This is a genomic window from Cedecea sp. VD22 (genome assembly GCF_037150195.1).
Taxonomy (GTDB): Bacteria; Pseudomonadota; Gammaproteobacteria; order Enterobacterales; family Enterobacteriaceae; genus Cedecea.
Genome location: NZ_JBBCPX010000006.1, coordinates 195,956 through 220,023 on the forward strand (window position 1 = coordinate 195,956; position 24,068 = coordinate 220,023).

Annotated in this window: 19 protein-coding genes; 11 read left to right on the plus strand and 8 right to left on the minus strand. The window is 53.8% G+C overall.

The genetic code is table 11. The annotated features are described in order from the left end of the window. Positions 1 to 98: 98 nt before the first annotated feature. The 4 genes from clpX to bolA form a co-directional block, all read right to left on the minus strand. Positions 99 to 1,373: an ATP-dependent protease ATP-binding subunit ClpX gene (clpX, locus tag WFK85_RS13885; RefSeq protein ID WP_008454617.1), complete on the minus strand. Its 1,275-nt coding sequence runs from the start codon at positions 1,371 to 1,373 to the stop codon at positions 99 to 101. A gap of 132 nt (positions 1,374 to 1,505) precedes the next feature. Beyond that, positions 1,506 to 2,129, minus strand: coding sequence for an ATP-dependent Clp endopeptidase proteolytic subunit ClpP (gene clpP / locus WFK85_RS13890; RefSeq protein ID WP_008454616.1), 624 nt, complete (start codon positions 2,127 to 2,129; stop codon positions 1,506 to 1,508). Between the two features lie 294 nt (positions 2,130 to 2,423). Next, the gene (gene tig / locus WFK85_RS13895; RefSeq protein ID WP_008454615.1) at positions 2,424 to 3,722 is read right to left on the minus strand and encodes a trigger factor; all 1,299 of its coding nucleotides are present in this window, start codon (positions 3,720 to 3,722) and stop codon (positions 2,424 to 2,426) included. Between the two features lie 348 nt (positions 3,723 to 4,070). Next, positions 4,071 to 4,388 (minus strand): transcriptional regulator BolA, encoded by a 318-nt coding sequence (gene bolA, locus WFK85_RS13900; protein ID WP_008454607.1) that lies wholly within the window; start codon positions 4,386 to 4,388, stop codon positions 4,071 to 4,073. Between the two features lie 305 nt (positions 4,389 to 4,693). Between bolA and WFK85_RS13905 the strand changes: the two genes are divergently transcribed. Next, positions 4,694 to 5,272 carry a lipoprotein gene (locus tag WFK85_RS13905; RefSeq protein ID WP_008454604.1) on the plus strand — a complete coding sequence of 193 codons (579 nt, stop codon included), beginning with the start codon at positions 4,694 to 4,696 and terminating at the stop codon, positions 5,270 to 5,272. Between the two features lie 57 nt (positions 5,273 to 5,329). Continuing rightward, on the plus strand, positions 5,330 to 6,805 hold the full coding sequence (gene ampG, locus WFK85_RS13910) for a muropeptide MFS transporter AmpG (protein WP_008454603.1): 1,476 nt from the start codon (positions 5,330 to 5,332) through the stop codon (positions 6,803 to 6,805). Positions 6,806 to 6,883: 78 nt separating this feature from the next. On the opposite strand, the gene WFK85_RS13915 is transcribed toward ampG, so the two are convergent. Further along, positions 6,884 to 9,661: a flavocytochrome c gene (locus WFK85_RS13915; RefSeq protein ID WP_336708287.1), complete on the minus strand. Its 2,778-nt coding sequence runs from the start codon at positions 9,659 to 9,661 to the stop codon at positions 6,884 to 6,886. 646 nt (positions 9,662 to 10,307) lie between these two features. Here WFK85_RS13915 and WFK85_RS13920 point away from each other — a divergent pair. Further along, positions 10,308 to 11,819 carry an anion permease gene (locus tag WFK85_RS13920; RefSeq protein WP_166876093.1) on the plus strand — a complete coding sequence of 504 codons (1,512 nt, stop codon included), beginning with the start codon at positions 10,308 to 10,310 and terminating at the stop codon, positions 11,817 to 11,819. Positions 11,820 to 11,866: 47 nt separating this feature from the next. Here the strand turns inward: WFK85_RS13920 and WFK85_RS13925 are convergent, their stop codons facing one another. Continuing rightward, positions 11,867 to 13,186: a molecular chaperone DnaJ gene (locus WFK85_RS13925; RefSeq protein WP_166994420.1), complete on the minus strand. Its 1,320-nt coding sequence runs from the start codon at positions 13,184 to 13,186 to the stop codon at positions 11,867 to 11,869. A gap of 2 nt (positions 13,187 to 13,188) precedes the next feature. After that, positions 13,189 to 14,889, minus strand: a complete 1,701-nt coding sequence (locus WFK85_RS13930) for a molecular chaperone HscC (RefSeq protein ID WP_336708285.1) — start codon at positions 14,887 to 14,889, stop codon at positions 13,189 to 13,191. 540 nt (positions 14,890 to 15,429) lie between these two features. On the opposite strand from WFK85_RS13930, the gene cyoA reads away from it, so the two are divergent. From cyoA to WFK85_RS13960, 6 genes are all read left to right on the plus strand, one after another. Further along, on the plus strand, positions 15,430 to 16,392 hold the full coding sequence (gene cyoA, locus WFK85_RS13935) for a cytochrome o ubiquinol oxidase subunit II (RefSeq protein ID WP_008454597.1): 963 nt from the start codon (positions 15,430 to 15,432) through the stop codon (positions 16,390 to 16,392). A 19-nt stretch (positions 16,393 to 16,411) separates the two neighbouring features. After that, a complete protein-coding gene (cyoB, locus tag WFK85_RS13940) occupies positions 16,412 to 18,403 on the plus strand; it encodes a cytochrome o ubiquinol oxidase subunit I (RefSeq protein ID WP_166994416.1) in 1,992 nt (663 codons plus the stop codon). Further along, positions 18,393 to 19,001, plus strand: a complete 609-nt coding sequence (locus tag WFK85_RS13945) for a cytochrome o ubiquinol oxidase subunit III (protein WP_008454595.1) — start codon at positions 18,393 to 18,395, stop codon at positions 18,999 to 19,001. Before cyoB ends, WFK85_RS13945 begins: the two co-directional genes overlap by 11 nt. Then, positions 19,001 to 19,330, plus strand: coding sequence for a cytochrome o ubiquinol oxidase subunit IV (locus tag WFK85_RS13950; RefSeq protein ID WP_008454594.1), 330 nt, complete (start codon positions 19,001 to 19,003; stop codon positions 19,328 to 19,330). Before WFK85_RS13945 ends, WFK85_RS13950 begins: the two co-directional genes overlap by 1 nt. Before the next feature lie 11 nt (positions 19,331 to 19,341). Continuing rightward, on the plus strand, positions 19,342 to 20,229 hold the full coding sequence (gene cyoE / locus WFK85_RS13955) for a heme o synthase (protein ID WP_008454592.1): 888 nt from the start codon (positions 19,342 to 19,344) through the stop codon (positions 20,227 to 20,229). A 147-nt stretch (positions 20,230 to 20,376) separates the two neighbouring features. Beyond that, on the plus strand, positions 20,377 to 21,738 hold the full coding sequence (locus tag WFK85_RS13960) for an MFS transporter (protein WP_166876106.1): 1,362 nt from the start codon (positions 20,377 to 20,379) through the stop codon (positions 21,736 to 21,738). Positions 21,739 to 21,807: 69 nt separating this feature from the next. Here WFK85_RS13960 and WFK85_RS13965 read toward each other — a convergent pair whose 3' ends face one another. Then, positions 21,808 to 22,299: a YajQ family cyclic di-GMP-binding protein gene (locus WFK85_RS13965; RefSeq protein WP_008454581.1), complete on the minus strand. Its 492-nt coding sequence runs from the start codon at positions 22,297 to 22,299 to the stop codon at positions 21,808 to 21,810. A 141-nt stretch (positions 22,300 to 22,440) separates the two neighbouring features. On the opposite strand from WFK85_RS13965, the gene panE reads away from it, so the two are divergent. Then, entirely contained in the window at positions 22,441 to 23,358 is a 918-nt protein-coding gene (gene panE / locus WFK85_RS13970) for a 2-dehydropantoate 2-reductase (protein WP_166994412.1), read from the plus strand. Then, complete coding sequence (gene yajL / locus WFK85_RS13975) at positions 23,318 to 23,914, plus strand: protein deglycase YajL (RefSeq protein ID WP_008454578.1); 597 nt, start codon at positions 23,318 to 23,320, stop codon at positions 23,912 to 23,914. Before panE ends, yajL begins: the two co-directional genes overlap by 41 nt. Positions 23,915 to 24,068 lie beyond the last annotated feature (154 nt).

A 24,068-nucleotide genomic window follows, 5' to 3' on the forward strand; every position in this document is an offset into this window, starting at 1 on the left:
GGGCTGTTTCCCGGACATTCAACTGTGGGAATGCAGGAAAAATAAATGGGGGATAAAATCCCCCATTTTCTTATTAACTGACTGGTTATTCTGGCGAATTATTCACCGGATGCCTGCTGTGCTTCCGGCTTACCATAAATTAATAGCGGCTTGGACTGGCCAGCGATGACGGACTCGTCAATCACCACTTTTTCCACGTCGTCCAGAGATGGCAGATCGTACATGGTGTCCAGCAGCGCGCCTTCCACGATGGAACGCAAGCCACGAGCACCGGTTTTACGGATCATCGCTTTCTTCGCAATCGCGTCGAGCGCTTCATCACGGAATTCCAGCTCTACGCCTTCCAGGTTGAACAATGCCTGATACTGTTTGGTAAGCGCATTTTTCGGCTCTTTCAGGATCTGGATCAGCGCGTCTTCGCTCAGTTCGCTTAAGGTTGCGACCACCGGCAGACGACCAATGAACTCAGGGATCAGACCGAACTTGATCAGATCTTCCGGTTCAACCTGGCCGAGCAGCTGGCCTTCGCTGGCTTTCTCAGACTTCGCTTTTACCGTTGCGCCAAAGCCGATACCAGAACCCGTTTCCACGCGGTTGGCGATCACTTTATCCAGGCCTGCAAATGCGCCGCCGCAGATAAACAGAATCTTGGAGGTATCAACCTGCAGGAATTCCTGCTGCGGATGCTTACGGCCACCCTGAGGTGGAACGGCAGCCACGGTGCCTTCAATCAGCTTCAGCAGCGCCTGCTGTACACCTTCACCGGACACGTCACGGGTGATGGACGGGTTATCAGATTTGCGGGAGATTTTATCGATCTCATCGATATACACGATGCCGCGCTGGGCTTTCTGTACGTCGTAGTCGCATTTCTGCAGCAGCTTCTGAATGATGTTTTCAACGTCTTCGCCCACGTAACCTGCTTCGGTCAGCGTGGTTGCATCGGCCATAGTAAATGGCACATCCAGCAGGCGAGCCAGCGTTTCTGCCAGCAGCGTTTTACCGCTACCTGTCGGGCCGATCAGCAGGATGTTGCTTTTACCCAGCTCAACGCCGTTGGACGTGTCGCTGTTGCGTAGACGTTTGTAGTGGTTGTAAACCGCAACCGCCAGCACTTTCTTCGCCTGCTCCTGGCCGATAACATAATCGTCAAGATGATGGCGAATTTCGTGCGGCGTTGGCAACGCACTGCGTTCACGGTGCGGCGCAACTTCTTTAATCTCTTCGCGAATGATGTCGTTACATAAATCGACACACTCATCGCAGATATACACTGACGGCCCGGCAATCAGCTTGCGCACTTCATGCTGGCTTTTGCCGCAAAAAGAGCAGTACAGCAGTTTGCCTGAACCGTCTTTGCGCTTATCTGTCATCAGTAAAACCTCTTCTCTGTTTCTGTGTGCTACCACCGGTAGCACAAGTGCCATTCTACGGCGCAGCCGATAGTGAAGCGTTAAGTCAGGCCGCGACGTTGACTATAGTATAGCGGCCTAAAGCTTCGGGCATTAGTTACGGTGAGTCAGGATCGAATCAACTAAACCGTACTCTACCGCTTCGCTTGCGGAGAGGAAACGATCGCGCTCGGTGTCTTTCTCGATTTGTTCAAGCGATTTGCCCGTATGTTCCGCCATCAGCTCGTTCATACGTGCTTTCACTTTCAGGATCTCTTTAGCGTGGATTTCGATATCCGTCGCCTGGCCCTGATAGCCGCCCAGCGGCTGGTGAATCATGACGCGGGAGTTCGGCAGGCAGAAACGCTTACCTTTTGCCCCAGCGGTCAGCAGGAATGCGCCCATCGAGCAAGCCTGGCCCATACAAATGGTGCTAACGTCAGGCTTAATAAACTTCATGGTGTCGTAAATCGACATCCCGGCCGTAATTACGCCACCCGGAGAGTTGATGTAAAGATAGATATCTTTTTCCGGGTTTTCTGCTTCCAGAAACAGCATCTGCGCCACAATCAGGTTAGCCATATGATCTTCTACCTGACCGGTCAGGAAGATGACGCGCTCCTTAAGCAGACGAGAATAGATATCGTATGAACGTTCGCCGCGGGATGTTTGTTCAACAACCATCGGCACCAGGGCCATATGGGGTGCTAATTGATCTCGTTCGCCACTGTATGACATGTCCGTCTCCTGGAGTAATTAAGCCTACTGTACTGATTCTACTTGAGACGCAGGATATTGACTATGTTCCTTGCGCCGATTCTGGACGGAGTCAGTCAGGGATTGTTAATGGAACCTCACCCGAATAATGGGGATGATTTGCCCTGTTTCAAGCATAACAACCTTTTGTTGTTACGCTAACCCTGAAATGGGGTTTTATTGATGGCTTATCGTGTGATTTAGCAATAAAAAAGCCCGCCACCAAAAGGTGACGGGCCCGATGCTGCGTTTTTTGGCTAATCAGCCAAAAAGCACTTACGCCTGCTGGTTCATCAGCTCGCTGAAAGTGGTCGCTTTTTCGGACACTTTCGCTTTAGCCAGAACGGCTTCAACAGCCTGCTCTTCCAGCGCAACGTTGCGCATGTTGTCCATCAGCTCTTTGTTTTTACCGTAGAACTCGATGACTTCAGTCGGATCTTCGTAAGCAGAAGCCATTTCTTCGATCAGACCTTTAACACGCTCTTCGTCAGCTTTCAGCTCGTGGGTACGAATCACTTCGCCCAGCAGCAGACCAACAACAACGCGACGTTTAGCCTGCTCTTCGAACAGTTCACGTGGCAGTTCCAGAGCCTGTTTCTCGTTGCCACCGAAACGCTGTGCAGCCTGGCGACGCAGAACGTCGATTTCGCCGTCGATCAGCGCAGCTGGCACGTCGATGTTGTTAGCGTTAACCAGACCGTCGATTGCCTGAGACTTGATGCGGTTACGCACGGCGCCTTTCAGTTCGCGATCCATGTTTTTACGCACTTCGGTACGCAGGCCAGCCACAGAACCATCTTCAACGCCGAAACGCTTGATGAACTCTTCGGTGAATTCTGGCAGCTCGCGCGCTTCAACTTTCTTCAGCACGATGTCGAACTTCGCCGCTTTCCCTTTCAGGTTTTCAGCGTGATATTCTTCCGGGAAGGTTACTTCGATAGTGAACTCTTCGCCCGCTTTGTGGCCAACGATGCCGTCTTCGAAGCCAGGAATCATACGACCCTGACCCATTGCCAGCACGAAGTCAGAGGCTTTGCCGCCTTCGAACACTTCGCCGTCAACGGAACCGGTGAAATCGATGGTAACGCGATCTTCTGCAGTCGCTGCAGCGTCGCTGTCTTTCCAGGTCGCCTGCTGCTTGCGCAGGGTGTCCAGCATCGCATCAACGTCTTCGTCGGTCACATCAACAACCGGTTTTTCAACTTCGATGGCTTCCAGACCCTGCAGCTCAACTTCTGGGTACACTTCAAACTCTACCGCGTAGGTGAAGTCTTCGCCCAGTTTGTATTCGCCCGGCACATAGTTAGGTGCGCCAGCCGGATTGATCTTCTCTTTGATGATCGCATCAATAAAGTTGCGGCTCATAAGCTCGCCCAGCACGTCCTGACGAACGGAAGCACCGTAGCGCTGCTCAACGACGGTCATCGGCACTTTGCCTTTACGGAAGCCATCGATACGTACTTTTTTAGCTACGTTGACCAGCTCGCTTTTTACAGCGGTTTCGATGCTGTCTGCAGCGATAGTAATCGTGAGACGGCGGCCAAGGCCCTGAGTGGTTTCAACTGAAACTTGCATCTTGTTACCTCAAAAAATCACAGTGCTCGGTCAACTCTGGAAGCCCTGGTGGCTTCACAGAACCAGGATGTTCTCTGAATCAGAAACACATTCCCTGTCGTCAGAATCATCCCGAAGACATTCAAAAAATAAGACGCAGCATTATAGCGGCATCACAGGGGTGAGTCGAGAACGGCAATAGCGCTCGGCTGCGGCCTTTTTCACACTTCTTTGTCATTTATTCTTCTTTGCCCGCTCCCTTAAAGAGGCAGGCAAAACAAAACGGCCCGCAGGCCGTTTTGGGAAACGCAGTATACATACCGCAACATAACGGAAAAGTTCCCTTAGTTGCAAACGCTTAGCGGTTAATCAGGCAATGCTGCCCGCGCCACGGCAGTTCGGGGAGGCAAACACCGTGTCCTGCAGCCCTTCCCACTCTTTGACGGTGTAAGTATGCAGCGCCAGCGCGTGTACCGGGCCTGCCAGTTCCTCACTTAATGTGCCATAAATCATGCGATGGCGGTTTAAAAAGCGTTCGCCGGTAAAACGATCGCTAACCAGCACCACCTTAAAATGGCTTTCGGAGCCCGCCGGGACATTGTGACGATAGCTTTCATCCACGACTTCCAGGTACGCGGGGGTAAAGGCGGCTTTTAACTTCTCTTCTATCTGCTCGCGTATCAGCATGAACTTTCTCCTCGACAACGTAGAGATGCCACTCATCCCTTTAAATGTTAGCCGCTTTTAGCCAGATTTTGCTTTGAACACAACAAAAATTTAACTTTCGCGGGCCTTTCTTCACCCGGTTATCAGAACGTTCACAGGGTTAAGGCACTAAACCGAATGAAAAGTGTCAGAAGGTTTTGCTGAAGCCCAGAAAAATGGCAACGCGATGAAATTCCGTGCGTTAAGCACTTCCCCTGCACGACCGCAGTGTTATGATGGCGTGATTTTTTATCAGCCTGCCCTTTGAGTACATTGAGAAAGCGAACATGTTAAAAAAATTACTTTTCCCGCTGGTTGCCATGTTTATGCTGGCCAGCTGCGCAACACCGCCAACCACCATTGAAGTGTCACCAAAGATCACCCTGCCACAGCAGGATCCAAGCCTGATGGGCGTGACGCTAAGCATCAACGGTGCCGATCAGCGTACCAGCCAGGCGCTGGCGAAGGTGACCCGCGACAATCAGCTAGTCACGCTAACGCCATCCCGCGATTTGCGCTTCCTGCTGCAGGAAGTGCTGGAGAAACAGATGACCGCCCGCGGTTATATGATTGGGCCAAACAGCCCGGTTGATCTGCAGATCATCGTTAACCAGCTGTATGCTGACGTTTCCCAGGGTAACGTGCGCTACAACATCGCCACTAAAGCGGATATCTCCATCATTGCTACCGCGAAGAACGGTAACAAGATGACCAAGAACTACCGCTCCAGCTATAACGTTGAAGGCGCGTTCCAGGCTACCAATAAAAATATCGCTGACGCGGTTAACTCCGTGCTGACCGATACCATTGCGGATATGGCTCAGGACACCAGCGTTCACGACTTCGTTAAGCAGAACGCTCGTTAATTTTTACCCCGTTGGCCTGCTCACGCGGGCCAACAACAGAGTTTGTACAATTCCCCTATGTCCAATCATTATCTGCGCATCTTTCAGCAGCCAAAATCAGCCATTTTACTGATTCTGGGCTTTGCGTCCGGCCTGCCTCTAGCCCTGACATCAGGGACGCTTCAGGCCTGGATGACCGTCGAAAACATCGACCTGAAAACCATCGGTTTCTTCTCGCTTGTGGGCCAGGCCTACGTCTTTAAGTTTCTTTGGTCGCCGGTAATGGACCGCTATACCCCGCCGCTGCTCGGGCGTCGTCGTGGCTGGCTGCTAATCACGCAAATTCTGTTGTTGGTGGCAATCGCCGCCATGGGGTTCCTTGAACCCTCCTCGCAGCTGCGCTGGATGGCTGCCCTGGCGGTGATCATCGCCTTCTGTTCTGCCTCCCAGGATATCGTCTTTGATGCCTGGAAAACTGACGTTCTGTCTGCCGAGGAACGCGGGACCGGTGCCGCCATCAGCGTGCTGGGCTACCGCCTGGCAATGCTGGTTTCCGGCGGTCTCGCGCTCTGGCTGGCGGACCGCTATTTAGGCTGGCAGGCCACCTACTGGCTGATGGCAGCCCTGCTTGTGCCCTGTATTATCGCCACGCTTTTGGCGCCAGAGCCTACAGATGCCGTCCCCGTCCCTAAAAGCCTGGAGCGCGCCGTCGTTGAACCGCTGCGTGACTTCTTTGGCCGCAACAATGCCTGGCTGATTTTGCTGCTGATTGTGCTTTATAAGCTGGGCGATGCCTTCGCCATGAGCCTGACCACCACGTTCCTGATCCGTGGCGTTGGCTTTGATGCCGGTGAAGTCGGCGTGGTGAATAAAACGCTGGGGCTGTGCGCCACCATTTTCGGCGCGCTGCTTGGCGGAATGCTGATGCAAAAGCTGACGCTGTTCCGCGCCTTGCTGATCTTCGGCATTTTGCAGGGCGTGTCCAACGCCGGTTACTGGCTGCTGTCGGTAACGGATAAAGACATGATTACCATGGCAAGCGCGGTGTTCTTCGAGAACCTCTGCGGCGGCATGGGCACTGCCGCCTTCGTGGCGCTGCTGATGACGCTGTGCAACAAGTCATTCTCAGCCACCCAGTTTGCGCTGCTTTCCGCGCTTTCCGCCGTGGGCCGCGTGTATGTCGGCCCGATTGCCGGCTGGTTCGTGGAAGCCCACGGCTGGCCGACGTTCTACCTGTTCTCCGTAGTCGCCGCTGTACCGGGGATCCTATTATTACTGGTCTGTAAGCGCACGCTGGAGTTCACCCAGCAAAACGAAACCTTCATGACGCGCAGTGAATTTGCTCCGGCTTACCGCCTGGCGCTGCGTATTCTGGGCTTTGGCTGCCTGCTGCTGGCGGCGTGGCTGCTGGTTATTATCAGCAATGCGCTTGGGCTGACCGAATGGGCATTTGGTTTACAGCTGCTGGAATGGGGCGCTTTGTTCGCCATCGGTGGGATTCTGTTTGGCGGCCTGCTGGACTTCCTCGCCCTGCGCAAAACGTCACTTATCTGATAAGAATAAAAAAACCGGGCGGATAAACGCCCGGTCTGAGAAAGCCGGCAAGGTCACCCTGCCGGCTTTTTTATCGCCTTAAGCCAGCGCGTGTGCTGCCGCGTTTTGCCCGGCAAGTGTACCAAAGATGATGATATCGGCGACGGCGTTGCCGCCGATGCGGTTTGCACCGTGAATGCCGCCCACCACTTCACCCGCGGCCCAGACGCCCTGAATCACCTGATGCTGTTCGGTTACCACTTCTGCGCTGGTGTTAATGGTGACACCGCCCATCGTGTGGTGAACCCCCGGCGCAATGCGGATCGCGTAGTATGGCCCAGTGTCCAGTGGGAAACGCATCCCGGTGGTACGCCCAAAGTCTTCGTCCTTTTTCTGCTTCACAAAGCCGTTGTAGCGATCCAGCGTTTGCTGCAGCGCGTGCGCATCCATATTCAGCTTCACCGCCAGCTCTTCCGCCGTTGGCGCGCTGATCACAAACCCACGGGCAATATATTCATCCGCCGCTTTGTTGTTCTGGCGTACCTGCTCATCAAACAGGATCCAGGCACTTTTCTCCGGCAGAGCGATAATCTCTGCGGAAACCTTGTCACGGGTTTCCAGCTCATTGAAGAAGCGCTGCCCTTCCTGACTGACCAGAATAGCCCCGCCGCCGCGAATGGACTCGGAGATCAGATAAGAAGTCGTTTGCTCCACGGTCGGGTGGATCTGGATCTGATCCATGTCCACCGTACCGGCGCCGATCTTCTCCAGCAGGGCAATACCGCTCCCGGTCGCACCTTTATGGTTGGTGGTCACAAAACCTTTCAGCTCAGGGCGGTAGTGAACAACCATTTTACGGTTGGCGCTGAAGCCACCGGTAGCCACAACCACGCTTTTCGCCAGCAGAATATGGTGTTCGTTATATTCGTTCGCGACCTTAACCCCGGTTACCACGCCGTTTTCATGCAGAATCTCTTCCACGGTGGTATCCAGCAGTACGTCAATGCTGCGCTGGTTGACGTTGTTGACCAGGCCGCTTATCAGGAAGCCACCAACGGCCGAGCGGTCTGCCGGGCGGTGTGTACGGTCAATACTCATCCCGCCGGTGATGGTAATGTCGTTCAGGACGATATCCAGGCTTGCCAGCCAGTCAATGGCGCCTGGCGCGCGCTCGACGAACTCTTTCAACAGCTCGGTATTGTTTCTGAATTTACCGCCTTTCAGCGTCTCATCGTAGAACAGCTCTTTGCTATCTTTGATGCCCTTCATCGCCTGGAAGCGCGTTTCCGCGGCGTTCATGCCCACGGAGGCTTTGATGGTGTTGCCGCCGATGGTTGGCATCTTCTCGATGATCACCACGCGGGCACCGGCGTCGGAAGCACGAATAGCCGCCGCCAGGCCTGCACCGCCGCTGCCGATCACCGCCACATCGTAGCTTTGAGGTGCATCCGGGTTGCCGCCTTCTTCAATCACATGTTCTTTGCTGGAGGTGGTCATCGCGCGGGAGACCGCTTTCTTCAGGGCCTCACTTTGTGCCGTTGCCCCGGTCACCGCATCCACATACGGGCTGTTGGCCACCAGCATACGCGAGCGCAAAATTTCGAAACTTGGGGTGAAATCGACATCCACCGAATCGTCCTGCACCAGAGTAATGTCGGTGATACGGTCAGTGTCGAGCGTGACGCTGATTTTGAGCTTGAGCGCTTCGGCCTCCACTTTTTCCTGGAAGACCCCGGCTTTGTATTTGCGGCCAGTGGTGCTGGTGTCGCGGATCATGGCATCGACCAGCGAGAAGCGCCACAGCGGCTCAGGGATCAGCAGCTCTTCACGCTTGGTGCTGTCAATGAACAGATCCAGCGTTTCATTTTTTAGAATGCGATCGGCCCAGTCCGGGTAGGCAATACAGGCTTTCCCGACGGCAATCAGATCGTACCCGAGGCCCAGCGCTTCTTCGGCATCAGTGCGATTAACGACCCCACCCACCCCGATAACCGGCACTTTCGCCAGTGTTTCAGACCGCATCGCCAGATACTTGTTGATCAACATGGTCGGATCTTTGGTATCGACGATCGACGCACGCTTGAAGTAGCCCACGGAGAAGTGCACGTAATCAACGCCCCTTTCCGCCAGCTTTTCCAGCAGGTACATGGTGTCATCGAAGCGGATGCCCGGCACCTCAATCTCTTCCGGCGAGAAACGGTAGCCGATAATAAAGGAAGCATCGGCGAAGCGGCTGGCCATTTTGTGGGTGATTTCGAGCACTTCCAGCGGGAACCTGGCGCGGTTGTCGCGGCTGCCGCCCCACTTATCGTCACGCTGGTTAGAGTTTGGCGAATAGAACTGCTGAATCAGGTAAGTGTTTGCGCCGTGGATCTCCACGCCGTCGAATCCGGCTTTGATTGCACGGTTCACGGCATCGCCAAACTTGGTGATCATCACATCCACTTCTTCGGCGGTCAAGGCTTCTGGCGTGGTGGCCCCTTCACGCGGTGCGGCAATGGCGCTCGGCGCGACGGGCTTCTTGCCGCCAATCAGCTCCGGCTCAACCATTCGGCCGCCGTGATAAATCTGCAGAATGGCTTTAGAGCCGCGGGATTTAATCGCGCTGGCAATTCGCGCCAGGCCAGGAATTTTGTTGTCACTGTCGATAGCCAGAGCACCGGGGAAAGCGGGGCCTTTAGGATCGATAAAGCAGCATTCGACGATAACGGTGCCGATGGTGCCCGCGCGTTCGCGGTAATACTCAACCAAATCGCTGGGCACGCTGCCGTCGTAAAAACCGGTACAGGTGGTCATCGGCGCCATGATCAGGCGGTTTTTCAGCACCGCACCGTTGGGCAAGGTGAGTGGCTTCAGGATCGGAGTTTTGGAGTTCATTCTTTATCATTCCAGCAGGTGAGGTCGACATTGTCCGGCACTCAATGAATAGCCCCGGCAGGCAACACAATTATCAGGGAGTAACGTAATTTGAATTAGAGAACAGAAACGGCAATTTTGCGGAATATATTTTTCGAATGTTAGTCAACGCCTTAAAAAAAGCAAATACAAATAATAACCATAAATAACAAAAGGTTTTATATCACTTTGCTTCTACTGAATAGTCGATGGCAATCAGCGAAGCGGCTTATTTACATCAGGTTACGATTTGATCTTTAACCACTTAAATACTATGGATATAAATGAAGCGGATTTTTTTAGTTAAATAAAATCGTTGGCTTTTTGCTATACAGAAACAAAAATCTAATACCTGACACGGTCAGCAGGAGCGCAAAAGAAGGGATAATCTCCCATTGTTTCAGTATGATGAAGGATTCGAGAAACAATCGCTTATCACTCAATAAATATGAGGTTAAATGGAGGCAGGGAGCAGGTGCGATGGGCGGTCAGATTTGCACCGGTTAAAAAAACTATCATGAATGTATAAAATTCTGCCTATAAAAGATGAGGTGGAAATAAAAGTCGGGAAACAGGTTTTGCAGGGAATATTAATCGAATTCATCATGATAACTTTAAGGCACAGGCTATGACTAACACCTCACCAATAAGCGCGACAGCGAAAGCATCGCCCCCGGACGCGGGGAATAAAAAGCGCTTGATATTGCTATTTTTACCTATCCTTATCAGCATCATTATATTACTGCTTCCGGTTCCGGCCGGATTAGAGCCCTACGCATGGCACTTCTTCGCCATCTTCGTCGGGGTGATTGTCGGGCTTATCTTCGAACCCTTACCAGGCGCAGTTATCGGGCTGACAGGCATCGTGGTTATCGCGCTGTTCAGCCAGTGGCTATTGTTTAGCCCGGCCGAGCTGGCAGATCCTAAATTTAAGCTGGCGAGCCAGTCCTTCCAGTGGGCGGTCAGCGGCTTTAGCAACTCCACCGTTTGGCTGATCTTCGGCGCCTTTATGTTTGCCGCCGGCTACGACAAAACGCAGTTTGGCCGCCGTCTGGCGCTGATCCTGGTGAAATACCTGGGCCGACGCAGCCTGACGCTGGGTTACGCGATCACCTTCGCCGACCTGCTTCTCGCCCCGTTCACTCCGTCTAACACCGCGCGCAGTGGGGGCACGATTTACCCGATTATTGCTAACCTGCCGCCGCTGTATGGCTCTCTGCCCAATGACCCAAGCTCGCGCAGAATTGGCTCTTACCTGATGTGGGTGGCGATCAGCGCCGCCTGTATCACCAGCTCGATGTTCCTCTCCGCGCTGGCACCGAACCTGCTGGCGCTGGCGCTGGTGAAAAGCATCATCGGCTTTGAGATCTCCTGGGGCATGTGGTTCCTGGCCTTCCTGCCGCTGGGCGTGCTGCTGATCCTCACCATGCCGCTGCTGGCTTACTGGTTCTACCCGCCGGAAGTGAAGGTGAATGACGAAGTGCCGAAGTGGGCTGCCGCAGAGCTGGAAAAACTGGGCAAACTGTCGCGCAACGAAATCCTGCTGCTGCTGTTTGTCTGCAGCGCCCTGCTGATGTGGATTTTTGCCGCCGCATGGATTGAGCCTGCTATGGCCGCTCTGCTGGTCATTATCCTGATGCTGTGGACCGGCGTGCTTAACTGGAACGACATTATCAGCAATAAACCGGCCTGGAATACCTTTGCCTGGTTTGCCACCCTGGTGGCGCTGGCCGATGGCCTCGCTCGCGTGGGCTTTATTGCCTGGCTGGGTAAAGAAGGTGCCGCGCTGCTGCACGGCTTCGACCCGCAGGTGTCGGCGGTGATGCTGCTGGTGGCGTTCTACCTGCTGCACTATCTATTTGCCAGCACCACGGCGCACACCACCGCCCTGCTGCCGGCCACGCTGACCATCGCCGCATCCATTCCGGGTATCAATATGCCTGTCTTCTGCCTGATGATGGTGACTTCACTCGGCGTGATGGGGATCATCACCCCTTACGGCACCGGTCCAAGCCCGATTTACTACGGCAGCGGCTACCTGCCAACCAAAGATTACTGGCGAATGGGTACCATCTTTGGCGCTATCTTCCTCTGTTCGCTGATGCTTATCAGCTACCCGTGGATGGTGCTGATGTTCTGATGCACAACGTTTGATGCAAAAGCCCCCGGCATAAACCGGGGGCTTTTTTATTTTATGAAGTAAACCATTTCGATGGTGATGCCATAAAGCATAGGCAGCAATATCATGCCCAATAGATTCACCAGGGGAGGAAGCTGACGGATAAATAAAACCGGGAACATCAGGACAACAACCACAATCCTGACAGGTAAGTTACGCCAGTCGCCACGTCTTTGCCAAAGCGCCCATCCCACCGGGATAACAAGGAAGAGCAGGATAACCAGCGCCCGCATCGTTATGACATCTTTTCCCTGCCATGCGCTCGCTCCACGCCATGCGCTATAAAATGCCATCGCAAGAAGCAGCCACGATGCCAGCCAGAAAACAGTATGGACGCATTTGCTTGCCGCTCCTCCGGATTTAAATCGGCGTTCAAGAAACGGATATCCCCAGAGAAAAGTCGCCACTACGGCCAGCATGACGCCTGACTGAAACGCGGCTTTCGGTGACTCATGGCCCGTTAGCCAGGCCGTATACCCCCAGAAAACTACGGCAATGATGGCTCCCCAGCTTAGCGCCAGGGTTGGTTTTTGCAGCACCTCAAGGAGTGAAGGATTAAGGCGCTCCAACAATGCGGGCGACTGCTGGCGTAATTCCCCCACCTGCTTCGCCAGCTGCGACAGCAGATCGGGAACCAGCCTTACCCACCCTGGAATCGCCATCCCTTTTTCCGTCAGCAGCCGCCATTTCAACTGAGCATAACGATTGCCTCCATATTGCCTGGCCAGATACTGCCAGTAGTTCTCCCGGTTAGTTATCGCAATCTGCTGTTCGAGGGCATGTACCAGCCAGTCAGGAAGTTGAGAGGAGCGGTAGCTGTCAATCTGCCAGTCCATCACCGCAGAGACTTCATTTAACAGGCTGCGGTTAAGCCACTTCTGCTCGCTTAGTGCTTCGGCGAGCATCAGGCTAAACACGTGTCGGGCTTCAAGTGCATCGGGGATTTCATTATCAAGGTAACGATGCAGCGTCCCCAATCCTTCAAGTTCATCCCTGATTAACAGAGTCGAAACTGACTGCGCCTGTTCCCAGAGTTCATTTTTGCTCCAGAGTGTTTGTGGCTGAGAGGTCTGCTCCTGCATCAGTTCCCGAACATAATCCATCATCGGCGTAGGTTCAGGTTTACCCGGGAAATGCTCATCTTCGTCGTTCAGAACAACCGTCGAACTGGCATAGCGTTTGGCGCTATCAAACGCCTCGCGCAACGCCTGAAACCCCTTCGGGTCTTTGTCCGGTCGCCGTAGCTTTAGCTCCCGGGCATAAGCCCGACGAATTTCGCTTTCATCTCTTGTAGGCTCAATGCCCAGCACATCCCATATCGTCGCCATCTTTACAGTCCGTCGTTAAGCTGGTCTAACACCCGACGCAGGTCGTCCCGCGCGGCAGCAATAACACGCAGATCCTGGCGGTCCAGCGCCTGTTCAAACTGCGTCGCATAATGATCGATAATCTGGCGTCTGTCTCCCAGCGTCTGCTCATAGCGTTTTGCCGCTTCGGCAGCCAATTGGCGATTTTCAGGCACGTCCCGGGGATGTTGTTTGAGCGCGTCCAGCTGTTTTAAGCGGTTTGCAATATCCTCAGCGCTGAGCATGCCCGGCGATTTCTCGATAACCATTGTGGACGCGGTTTGCTCGCCGCTGACTCTGCATTCCACTTCCAGGATGCCGTCAAGGGTATAGGTGAAACGCACGTCCACGCTAACTTCCCCCGCTTTGCGCGGCGGGATCTGAATCGACATGCTGTCCAGGCGCAGGTTGTCGCTGACTTTGCGGGATTCTCCCTGATAAACCTCAATCTCGATCTTGCGCTGGTTATCATTCATGGTGCTGAAGGTCTGCATCACGCTAACCGGCACGAAGGCGTTGCGCTCAATCAGCGGCGAGAAAAAGCCTTCTTCTATTTTGTCCCCGTGCCGGCGGGCCACTTCGATCCCCAATGAATAAGGCATCACATCGGTGAGCACCACGTCGTCCAGCGCTTTGTCTTCCGCTATAAGTCCGGCCTGAACGCCGGCGCCCAGCGCCACCACTTCGTCAGGATTCAGTTCATTACGAGGGAAGCGACCAAACATGCGGGTCACCAGTTGGCGAACCAGCGGCATACGGGTTGCGCCGCCCACCAAAATAACGTGGTCGAGTTGCGCAACGTCAAATTGCGCATCCTGTAACGCCTGAACCACCGGTTTTTTCAGGCGGGACAGCAGCCCACTGCAACATTCCTGGAAAGCCTCTTCGGTCATATCCCAGCCGTATTCCTCACCACCGCAAGTCAGTTTCGCAGTGGCTTTTTCCTGATTGCTGAGCTGGCGTTTTAACGATTCCGCCTGGCGGGTCAGTTCTGCGGCAAACGCCGGGTCATCAAGCGTTAGCTGGGGATAGTGGCTTAGCATCCACTGGCGGATTGCTTCGGTAAAATCATCGCCCCCCAGCCAGGCATCGCCGCTGCTGGCGCGCACCTCTATGACGCCTTCAAACATATCGACGATGGAGACATCAAACGTTCCGCCGCCTAAGTCGAAGACCAGGAATTTTTGCTCACGGCTGTCGGCCAGTCCGTAGGCCAGCGCGGCTGCGGTGGGCTCATTAAGAAGGCGCTCAACGTCCAGGCCGGCCATCTGCCCGGCAGCTTTCACCGCTTTACGCTGGGTATCGTTGAAGTAAGCCGGTACGGTAATGGCCGCACGCGTGACGCTGCGGCCAAGCGTAACTTTGGCATCCGCTTTTAATTTTCTCAGCACTAACGCGGCAAGCTCTTCAGCACGAAATGACTGCTGGCCAAGAGTGAAGGTTTTATCGGTGCCCATATAACGCTTGAAACTGGCGACAGTGAGATGAGGATGACTAACCAGTCGGGCCTTTGCCGCCTCGCCAACCAGCAGATGCCCATCGTCATCCAGCCCGACAACGGAAGGGGTTAAACGCTCACCGCGGCGGCCCAAAATTAACGTTGTCCCCGCAGCACCAAACCAGGCCACGGCGCTATTGGATGTGCCGAGATCGATACCAATAATGGGTGAAATATCTCCTGCCATGATCTTATCCCTGATTAAAAAGTGGCTACTTAACGCCCTTAACTCTGTCGTTTTCACCTGCTTTGTGATTAAGAAAATGTAATTAATACCGGATAGTTACTTTTTTTGTCTATTAATTACCCAGGCCATAAAGTGTTACCGTCGAGGACTATTTATCGTAATTAAATACAGTTTTCTTTAATTACTTTGTTCAATAAGCATTAAAAGATTATCCTTAACGATTCAGCCCGGTGAGAAATTAATATTTGTTGGAAACATGTGACAAATGCTGCCGCATTGTTAATTAAATGTATTTTAATTTGACTGGTTATACTCATTTCCCCGGACTATTTCCGCCAACATAGGTTTTCGTTATAACCTGCGGAGCCCGCGCACCAACGCTAGATTTTACAGTTTGTTGCATTCTGTGTGACATCGTAGGCAGAACCCGGTAACACCCTACTGACACTGCGCCATTCATGTTTACAGTAATGTAACCTTCCCGTAAAATGCCGGCACACTTTAAACGACAATAGAGCTCCCTGGAATTGAGGTCGTTAAATGAGACTCAGGAAATACAATAAAAGTTTGGGATGGTTGTCATTAATCGCAGGCGCTTTTTTACTCAGTGGCTGTGATTCTGCACTCCTGGATCCCAAAGGACAGATCGGACTGGAACAACGTTCACTGATACTGACGGCCATCGGCCTGATGTTGATTGTCGTTATCCCTGCAATTGCAATGGCTATCGGTTTTGCCTGGAAGTATCGGGCATCCAACAAAGACGCCAAATACAGCCCTAACTGGTCGCACTCGAACAAAGTGGAAGCTGTAGTCTGGACGATTCCTATCCTTATCGTTATCTTCCTCGCGGTACTGACCTGGAAAACCACTCACTCTCTTGAACCTAGCCGCCCGCTGGAACATGAAGCGAAGCCGGTGACCATCGAAGTTATCGCCATGGACTGGAAATGGTTCTTCATCTATCCGGAGCAGGGTATCGCTACGGTGAATGAAATCGCCTTCCCGGCCAATACCCCAGTGGAATTCAAAATCACCTCTAACTCAGTGATGAACTCCTTCTTTATTCCGCGCCTGGGTAGCCAAATCTACGCAATGGCAGGTATGCAGACCAAACTGCACCTGATTGCCGATGAAGCCGGCACCTACGACGGTATTTCGTCAAACTACAGCGGTAAAGGTTTCTCCGGCATGAAGTTCAAGGCTATCGCCACGCCGGACATGGACACCTTTAACCAATGGGTTGCTAAAGCGAAACAGTCTCCTGAAGTCATGAACGATATGGCGACCTACGAGAAACTGGCCGCGCCAAGCGAATACAACAAAGTCGAATACTTCTCCAGTGTTAAACCTGATTTGTTTAAAGACGTGATTAACAAATTTATGGGACACGGGAGCATGCACATGACCAAGCCGGAAGGTGAACAGGCTTCCCATGACGATATGAAAGGCATGGAAGGTATGGAAGGCATGGACATGAGTCACGCGGAAACCTCTCACTAAGGGGCCGAGGAATAATACGATGTTCGGAAAACTTACACTGGATGCAATCCCGTACCATGAGCCAATTGTCATGGTTACGGTTGCGGCAATCATCGTCGGGGGACTGGCGCTGCTTGCGGCTATCACTTACTTCGGTAAGTGGGAATATTTATGGAAAGAGTGGCTAACCTCCGTTGACCACAAACGCCTCGGCGTGATGTACATTATCGTCGCTATCGTCATGCTGCTGCGCGGCTTTGCCGATGCGGTAATGATGCGTAGCCAGCAGGTACTGGCCTCCGCCGGCGAAGCAGGCTTCCTGCCGCCTCACCACTACGATCAGATCTTTACCGCCCACGGCGTTATCATGATCTTCTTCGTAGCGATGCCATTTGTTATCGGCCTGATGAACATCGTTGTGCCTTTACAGATTGGCGCGCGTGACGTTGCCTTCCCATTCCTGAACAACCTGAGCTTCTGGTTCACCGTTGTCGGCGTGGTGCTGGTTAACCTGTCACTGGGCGTGGGCGAATTCGCTCAGACCGGCTGGGTGGCTTATCCACCGCTATCGGGGATTGAGTACAGTCCGGGCGTCGGGGTCGATTACTGGATCTGGAGTCTCCAGCTGTCCGGTATCGGTACGACACTGACCGGTATTAACTTCTTCGTGACCATTCTGAACATGCGTACCCCGGGTATGACCATGTTCAAAATGCCGGTGTTCACCTGGGCTTCGCTGTGTACTAACGTACTGATTATCGCCGCGTTCCCAATCTTCACCGTGACCGTCGCGCTGCTGACCCTTGACCGCTACCTTGGCACCCATTTCTTTACCAACGATATGGGTGGCAACATGATGATGTACATCAACCTCATCTGGGCATGGGGCCACCCGGAAGTTTATATCCTGGTGCTGCCGGTGTTTGGTGTGTTCTCTGAGGTGGTTGCAACCTTCTCTAAAAAGCGTCTGTTCGGTTACACCTCCCTGGTGTGGGCGACCATCGCGATTACCGTTCTGTCGTTCATCGTTTGGCTGCACCACTTCTTCACCATGGGCAGCGGGGCGAACGTAAACGCCTTCTTCGGTATTGCCACCATGATTATCGCCATCCCGACCGGGGTGAAGATCTTCAACTGGCTGTTCACCATGTATCAGGGCCGCATCGTCTTTAACTCCGCGATGCTGTGGACCACTGGCTTCATCGTCACCTTCTCTATCGGTGGGATGACCGGTGTTCTGCTGGCGGTGCCGGGCGCGGACTTCGTGCTGCACAACAGCCTGTTCCTGATTGCACACTTCCACAACGTTATCATCGGCGGCGTGGTCTTCGGTTGCTTCGCAGGTCTGACCTACTGGTGGCCAAAAGCGTTCGGCTTCACGCTGAACGAAACCTGGGGCAAACGCGCCTTCTGGTTCTGGATTATCGGTTTCTTCGTGGCATTTATGCCGCTGTACGTGCTGGGCTTCATGGGCATGACCCGTCGTCTGAGCCAGCAGATCGATCCACAGTTCCACACCCTGCTGGTTGTTGCAGCCTGTGGTGCGGCGCTGATCGCTCTGGGCATTCTGTGCCAGCTGATTCAGTTCTACGTTTCTATCCGTGACCGCGAGCAGAACCGCGATCTGACCGGTGACCCATGGGGCGGCCGTACGCTGGAGTGGGCAACGTCTTCCCCACCTCCGTTCTATAACTTCGCCCACCTGCCTCACGTTCACGAGCGTGATGCATTCTGGGAGATGAAAGAGAAAGGTGAAGCGTACAAGCAGCCTGCGCACTATGAAGAGATTCATATGCCGCGTAACAGCGCAGCCGGTATCATCATCGCTGCATTCAGCACCGTGTTTGGCTTTGCCATGATCTGGCACATCTGGTGGCTGGCGATTGTTGGCTTTGCCGGCATCGTTATCACCTGGATTGCGAAAAGCTTCGACGAAGATGTGGATTACTATGTTCCGGTGGCTGAAGTCGAAAAACTGGAAAATCAGCATTTCGAAGAACTCACCAAAGCAGGGCTGAAAAATGGCAACTGAGACTGTAAATAACGCCCACGCCGCGGAGCACGGGCACCACGATGCGGGAACCAATAAGGTCTTTGGTTTCTGGATCTACCTGATGAGCGACTGCATTCTGTTCTGTTGCTTGTTCGCGACCTATGCCGTTCTGGTGAACGGCACCGCAGGTGGCCCGGCAGGGAAAGACATCTTCGAGCTGCCGTTCGTGGCCGTTGAAACTGCCCTGCTGCTGGTGAGCTCCATCACCTACGGCATGGCGATCATCGCCATGAATAAAGGCAACAAAAGCCAGGTTATCTCCTGGCTGGCGCTGACCTTCCTGTGCGGTGCAGGCTTCGTTGGGATGGAAATCTATGAATTCCATCACCTGATCAAAGAAGGCTTCGGCCCGGATCGCAGCGGCTTCCTGTCAGCGTTCTTCGCGCTGGTCGGTACCCACGGTCTGCACGTCACTTCCGGTCTGGTGTGGATGGCATTCATGATGATTCATGTTTCCCGCCGCGGCCTGACTAGCACCAACCGTGCGCGTCTGATGTGCCTGAGCCTGTTCTGGCACTTCCTTGACGTGGTTTGGATCTGCGTATTCTCTGTAGTCTATCTGATGGGGGCAATGTAATGAGTCATTCAACTGAACATAGCGGCGCCCACCACGGTAGCGTGAAGACCTACATGACAGGTTTTATCCTGTCTATCATCCTGACGGCTATTCCGTTCTGGATTGTAATGGAAGGCACGGCCTCTCACGGCACCATGCTTGCCGTGATCCTGGTGACTGCAGTCGTCCAGATTCTGGTGCACCTCGTGTGCTTCCTGCATCTGAACACCTCGTCGAGTGAGCGCTGGAACCTGGTGGCCTTTGCCTTTACGGTGCTGATTATTGCCATTCTGGTGATTGGCTCGATCTGGATTATGTGGAACCTCAACCTGAACATGATGGTTCACTAAGAGCGGCATGTATGATTAAGCAATACCTGCAAGTAACGAAACCAGGAATTATTTTCGGTAATTTAATTTCTGTCATTGGGGGATTTTTACTGGCCTCGAAGGGCAGCATTAATTACCCGCTGTTCCTCTATACGCTGGTTGGCGTATCACTGGTGGTCGCATCAGGTTGTGTTTACAACAACTTTATCGACCGCGATATCGACCAGAAGATGGAGAGAACGAAAAATCGGGTGCTGGTTAAAGGCCTGATTTCACCGAAAATTTCGCTGGTGTACGCCACCGTGTTGGGTATTGCTGGCTTCATGCTGCTGTGGTTTGGTGCTAATCCGCTGGCGATGTGGCTGGCCGTGATGGGCTTCGTGGTGTATGTCGGGGTGTATAGCCTCTACATGAAACGCCACTCGGTCTACGGCACGCTCATCGGCAGCTTGTCCGGTGCGGCTCCTCCGGTTATCGGCTACTGCGCCGTGACCAACGAGTTCGACACCGGCGCCGCTATCCTGCTGGCTATCTTTAGCCTGTGGCAGATGCCGCACTCCTATGCGATTGCCATCTTCCGCTTTAAAGATTACCAGGCCGCCAATATTCCGGTTCTGCCTGTGGTAAAAGGCATTTCCGTCGCCAAGAACCACATCACGCTGTACATCATCGCTTTTGCGGTGGCGACGCTGATGCTTTCTCTGGGCGGCTATGCCGGATACAAATACCTGATCGTCGCCGCGGCGGTCAGCGTCTGGTGGCTGGGTATGGCGCTGCGGGGCTATAAAGTGGAAGACGATAAGGTCTGGGCGCGCAAGCTGTTCATCTTCTCTATCGTGGCCATTACCTCGCTGAGCGTCATGATGTCGGTCGATTTTATGGTGCCAGACTCACATAATCTGCTGACTTACGTCTGGTAAGTCGCGAAAAGCATAAAAGGGCACCTCAGTGCCCTTTTTTATCAGTATCATCAAAGTACCTGCCCTGTAATATCTGCTAAATAACTAACGATTTACCCTCCCCTGCCCTCGCACTACACTAAGGCCGACTTTTTATCTGAGGTGGTAATGAACGATTACAAAATGACGCCCGTCGAGCTGCGTGCGACGTGGGGTTTAGGCACTGTCTTTTCCCTGCGTATGCTGGGTATGTTTATGGTATTGCCAGTTCTTACCACCTGGGGCATGGCGCTGCAGGGCGCAAGCGAAGCGCTCATCGGCCTGGCAATCGGCATTTATGGCCTGGCGCAGGCCGTCTTCCAGATCCCTTTCGGCCTGCTTTCTGACCGTATTGGCCGCAAGCCGCTTATCGTTGGCGGGCTGGCTATCTTTGTGCTTGGCAGCGTTATTGCCGCCCTGAGCGACTCCATTTGGGGCGTCATTTTAGGCCGCGCGCTGCAGGGCTCCGGCGCAATCGCCGCCGCTGTTATGGCGTTACTCTCCGATCTAACCCGTGAACAGAACCGAACCAAAGCGATGGCCTTTATCGGCGTCAGCTTCGGGGTAACCTTCGCCATCGCGATGGTGCTCGGCCCGATCATTACTCAGGCGCTTGGCCTGCAGGCGCTGTTCTGGATGATTGCCGTCTTAGCCAGCTGCGGCATTCTGATTACGATTTGGCTGGTCCCGAATAGCAAAACGCACGTGCTTAACCGCGAGTCGGGGATGGTCAAAGGCTGCTTCCGCAAAGTGATGATGGAGCCGAAGCTGCTAAAGCTGAATTTCGGCATCATGTGCCTGCATATCATGCTGATGTCCACCTTTGTCGCCCTACCGGGCCAGCTTGAACAGGCGGGCTTTCCGGCGGCTCAGCACTGGAAAGTCTATCTTTGCACCATGCTGATTTCGTTTGTTTCGGTCGTACCCTTCATTATTTATGCCGAAGTTAAGCGCCGCATGAAGCACGTCTTTGTGGGCTGCGTGGCGGTACTTCTGATTGCCGAGATCGTGCTTTGGGGCGCGGGCCCGCACTTCTGGGATCTGGTGATTGGCGTGCAGCTGTTCTTCCTCGCCTTTAACCTGATGGAAGCGATTCTGCCTTCGCTTATCAGCAAAGAATCTCCGGCGGGCTACAAAGGCACCGCCATGGGCATCTACTCCACCAGCCAGTTTATCGGCGTAGCCATCGGCGGCTCGCTCGGCGGCTGGCTGAACGGGCTGTTTGATTCGCAAACCGTCTTCCTGGCAGGCGCGGTGCTGGCGATGGTCTGGCTATTCGTCAGCTGGACAATGCAGGAGCCGCCTTACGTTAGCAGCCTGCGCATTGAGCTGCCGGAAAGCAGTGCGAACGACGAACATTTGCGTGAAAGGCTGCTGGCTCAGCCAGGCGTGAGTGAAGCGAACATCATTCCAGAAGAACGCAGCGCGTATGTGAAAATCGACAGCAAGCTGACGAACAGATATGAGATTGAGCAGGTGGTGAAAGGATAGAACATCCCTCACCTGATGCGGTGAGGGATTAAGCAGCATGCCCTCTCATGTTTCAGGAGAGGGCGTGAATCAGTCGCGGAAGTTCTTAAACTGGAACGGCTGCCCCAGATTGCCGCCACGAATCAGCGCCATTACGGCCTGTAAATCATCGCGAGCTTTACCCGTCACGCGGATCTCTTCGCCCTGAATCTGGGTCTGAACCTTCAGTTTGCTGTCTTTAATCAGCTTAATGATTTTCTTCGCAACGCTTGCTTCAATACCCTGTTTCAGCTTAGCTTCCACGCTCCAGGTTTTGCCGCTGTGAACAAACTCTTCAGGCACATCAATAGAGCTGCCTTCTATGCCGCGCTTAAGCAGCTTGGCGCGCAGGATATCCAGCAGCTGGTTTACCTGGAAGTCAGATTCGCTGGCAACTTTGATGGTCTGATTTTTTTCATTCAGTTCAAAGCTTGCCGGCACGTTACGGAAGTCAAAACGGGTCGCCAGCTCGCGCTCGGCGTTCTCTACCGCGTTGTTTACTTCCTGCAGGTCGATTTCAGAAACGATATCAAAAGATGGCATGTGTTTTCTCCCTCTCTGGTTTGCGTTGCATAATACCCGCTGGGCTGCGCAAAACAACCTGTTAAAGAGCCGGGAAGCCGATAACGCTATAATAGAAAGTAAGTTTAGCATTCGCGCAGTGTGCGAATGGGGGAGGCAATAATGAAAATCACCGTGCTGGGTTGCGGTGCGCTGGGTCAGCTCTGGTTGACCGCACTTCACAAGCAAGGGCATGAGCTTCAGGGCTGGCTGCGTGTGCCGCAGCCGTATTGCCACGTCAATCTGCTCGATACCACCGATGGCAGCGTCTTTAACGAGTCCTTCACGGCTAACGATCCCGAATTTCTCGCCACCAGCGACCTCCTGCTGGTGACGCTCAAAGCGTGGCAGGTTTCTGATGCCGTGCGCACTTTGGCAGCCCAACTGCCTTCGAGCTGCCCGATATTGTTGCTGCATAACGGGATGGGGACGCTGGATGAGCTAAACGGATTGCCCCAACCTTTGTTGCTCGGATTAACCACTCAGGCCGCGAAAAGAGACGGAAACGTGATTGTGCACGTCGCTTCCGGCATCACTCACGTTGGCCCGGGGAACGCTAAAGCCAGCGACTTTAGCTACCTTGCTGATACACTCCATGCCGCGCAGCCCGATGTGGCCTGGCATAACAATATCCAGCCGGCGAGCTGGAACAAACTCGCGGTAAACTGCGTGATAAACCCGCTGACCGCGCTGTACAACTGCACTAACGGCGAATTGAAGAATCATCTCGATGAGGTGACCAGCATTTGTGAAGAAGTCGCCCAGGTGATGACGCGCGAGGGCCACCACACCTCACCCGAAAACCTGCTGGATTATGTCGGGCAGGTGATAGAAAGCACGGCAGAAAATACCTCATCGATGCTGCAGGACATCCGCCTGGAGCGCCACACGGAAATTGACTATATCACCGGCTACCTGCTGCGCAGAGCGAGAGCTCACGGCGTCCCTGTGCCTGTGAATGCCCGGCTCTATGAGCAGGTTAAACGTAAGGAGAATGAATATGAGCGCACAAGCGCTGGTCTGCCTGGCACCTGGCACTGAAGAGACCGAAGCGGTTACCACTATCGATCTGCTGGTCCGCGCCGGGATCAAGGTGACGACGGCGAGCGTTGCTCCCGATGGCGACCTGAAAATTGTTTGCTCACGCGGCGTGAAATTACTGGCGGATGCACCGCTGGTTGAAGTGGCCGACGGCGATTTTGACATCGTGGTGCTCCCCGGCGGCCTGAAAGGTGCCGAATGCTTCCGCGACAGCCCGCTGCTGGTCGAGACCGTGCGCCAGTTTCATCTGTCAGGCCGCATCGTTGCCGCCATTTGTGCGGCGGCAGGCACTGTTCTGGTCCCGCACGAGCTGTTCCCGATAGGCAACATGACCGGTTTTCCTGGCCTGAAGGACACCATTCCCGAAGGGCAATGGCAGGATAAACGCGTTGTCTGGGACCCACGGGTTAACCTGCTCACCAGCCAGGGACCGGGAACCGCGATTGATTTTGCACTGAAGATTATCGATTTGCTGGTGAGCCGCGAAAAGGCTCATGAAGTGTCGCAGCAGCTGGTGCTGGCGGCGGGGATTTATAGCTTCAGGGATTATCAGTAAGAACCCCTCACCCTAACCCTCTCCCCATGTACGGTCCGGGGACATCGTGAACACTTGTTCGGGGACATGGTAGACACTTACAACTAAGGCATAAGAACCCGTTTATGGAGCCGCTTATGCCGTGGGATGCGAGAGATACCATGTCATTACGTTC

Bases quoted from the DNA above. Each gene is read 5' to 3' on its own strand.
- WFK85_RS13925 (WP_166994420.1), bottom strand. From the start codon at position 13,186: ATGGCGACGATATGGGATGTGCTGGGCATTGAGCCTACAAGAGATGAA.
- cyoA (WP_008454597.1), top strand. From the start codon at position 15,430: ATGAGACTCAGGAAATACAATAAAAGTTTGGGATGGTTGTCATTAATC.
- WFK85_RS13965 (WP_008454581.1), bottom strand. From the start codon at position 22,299: ATGCCATCTTTTGATATCGTTTCTGAAATCGACCTGCAGGAAGTAAAC.
- ampG (WP_008454603.1), top strand. From the start codon at position 5,330: ATGTCCAATCATTATCTGCGCATCTTTCAGCAGCCAAAATCAGCCATT.
- WFK85_RS13930 (WP_336708285.1), bottom strand. From the start codon at position 14,889: ATGGCAGGAGATATTTCACCCATTATTGGTATCGATCTCGGCACATCC.
- clpX (WP_008454617.1), bottom strand. From the start codon at position 1,373: ATGACAGATAAGCGCAAAGACGGTTCAGGCAAACTGCTGTACTGCTCT.
- WFK85_RS13950 (WP_008454594.1), top strand. From the start codon at position 19,001: ATGAGTCATTCAACTGAACATAGCGGCGCCCACCACGGTAGCGTGAAG.
- yajL (WP_008454578.1), top strand. From the start codon at position 23,318: ATGAGCGCACAAGCGCTGGTCTGCCTGGCACCTGGCACTGAAGAGACC.
- clpP (WP_008454616.1), bottom strand. From the start codon at position 2,129: ATGTCATACAGTGGCGAACGAGATCAATTAGCACCCCATATGGCCCTG.
- WFK85_RS13960 (WP_166876106.1), top strand. From the start codon at position 20,377: ATGAACGATTACAAAATGACGCCCGTCGAGCTGCGTGCGACGTGGGGT.
- bolA (WP_008454607.1), bottom strand. From the start codon at position 4,388: ATGCTGATACGCGAGCAGATAGAAGAGAAGTTAAAAGCCGCCTTTACC.
- WFK85_RS13905 (WP_008454604.1), top strand. From the start codon at position 4,694: ATGTTAAAAAAATTACTTTTCCCGCTGGTTGCCATGTTTATGCTGGCC.
- tig (WP_008454615.1), bottom strand. From the start codon at position 3,722: ATGCAAGTTTCAGTTGAAACCACTCAGGGCCTTGGCCGCCGTCTCACG.
- panE (WP_166994412.1), top strand. From the start codon at position 22,441: ATGAAAATCACCGTGCTGGGTTGCGGTGCGCTGGGTCAGCTCTGGTTG.
- cyoE (WP_008454592.1), top strand. From the start codon at position 19,342: ATGATTAAGCAATACCTGCAAGTAACGAAACCAGGAATTATTTTCGGT.
- WFK85_RS13920 (WP_166876093.1), top strand. From the start codon at position 10,308: ATGACTAACACCTCACCAATAAGCGCGACAGCGAAAGCATCGCCCCCG.
- WFK85_RS13945 (WP_008454595.1), top strand. From the start codon at position 18,393: ATGGCAACTGAGACTGTAAATAACGCCCACGCCGCGGAGCACGGGCAC.
- cyoB (WP_166994416.1), top strand. From the start codon at position 16,412: ATGTTCGGAAAACTTACACTGGATGCAATCCCGTACCATGAGCCAATT.
- WFK85_RS13915 (WP_336708287.1), bottom strand. From the start codon at position 9,661: ATGAACTCCAAAACTCCGATCCTGAAGCCACTCACCTTGCCCAACGGT.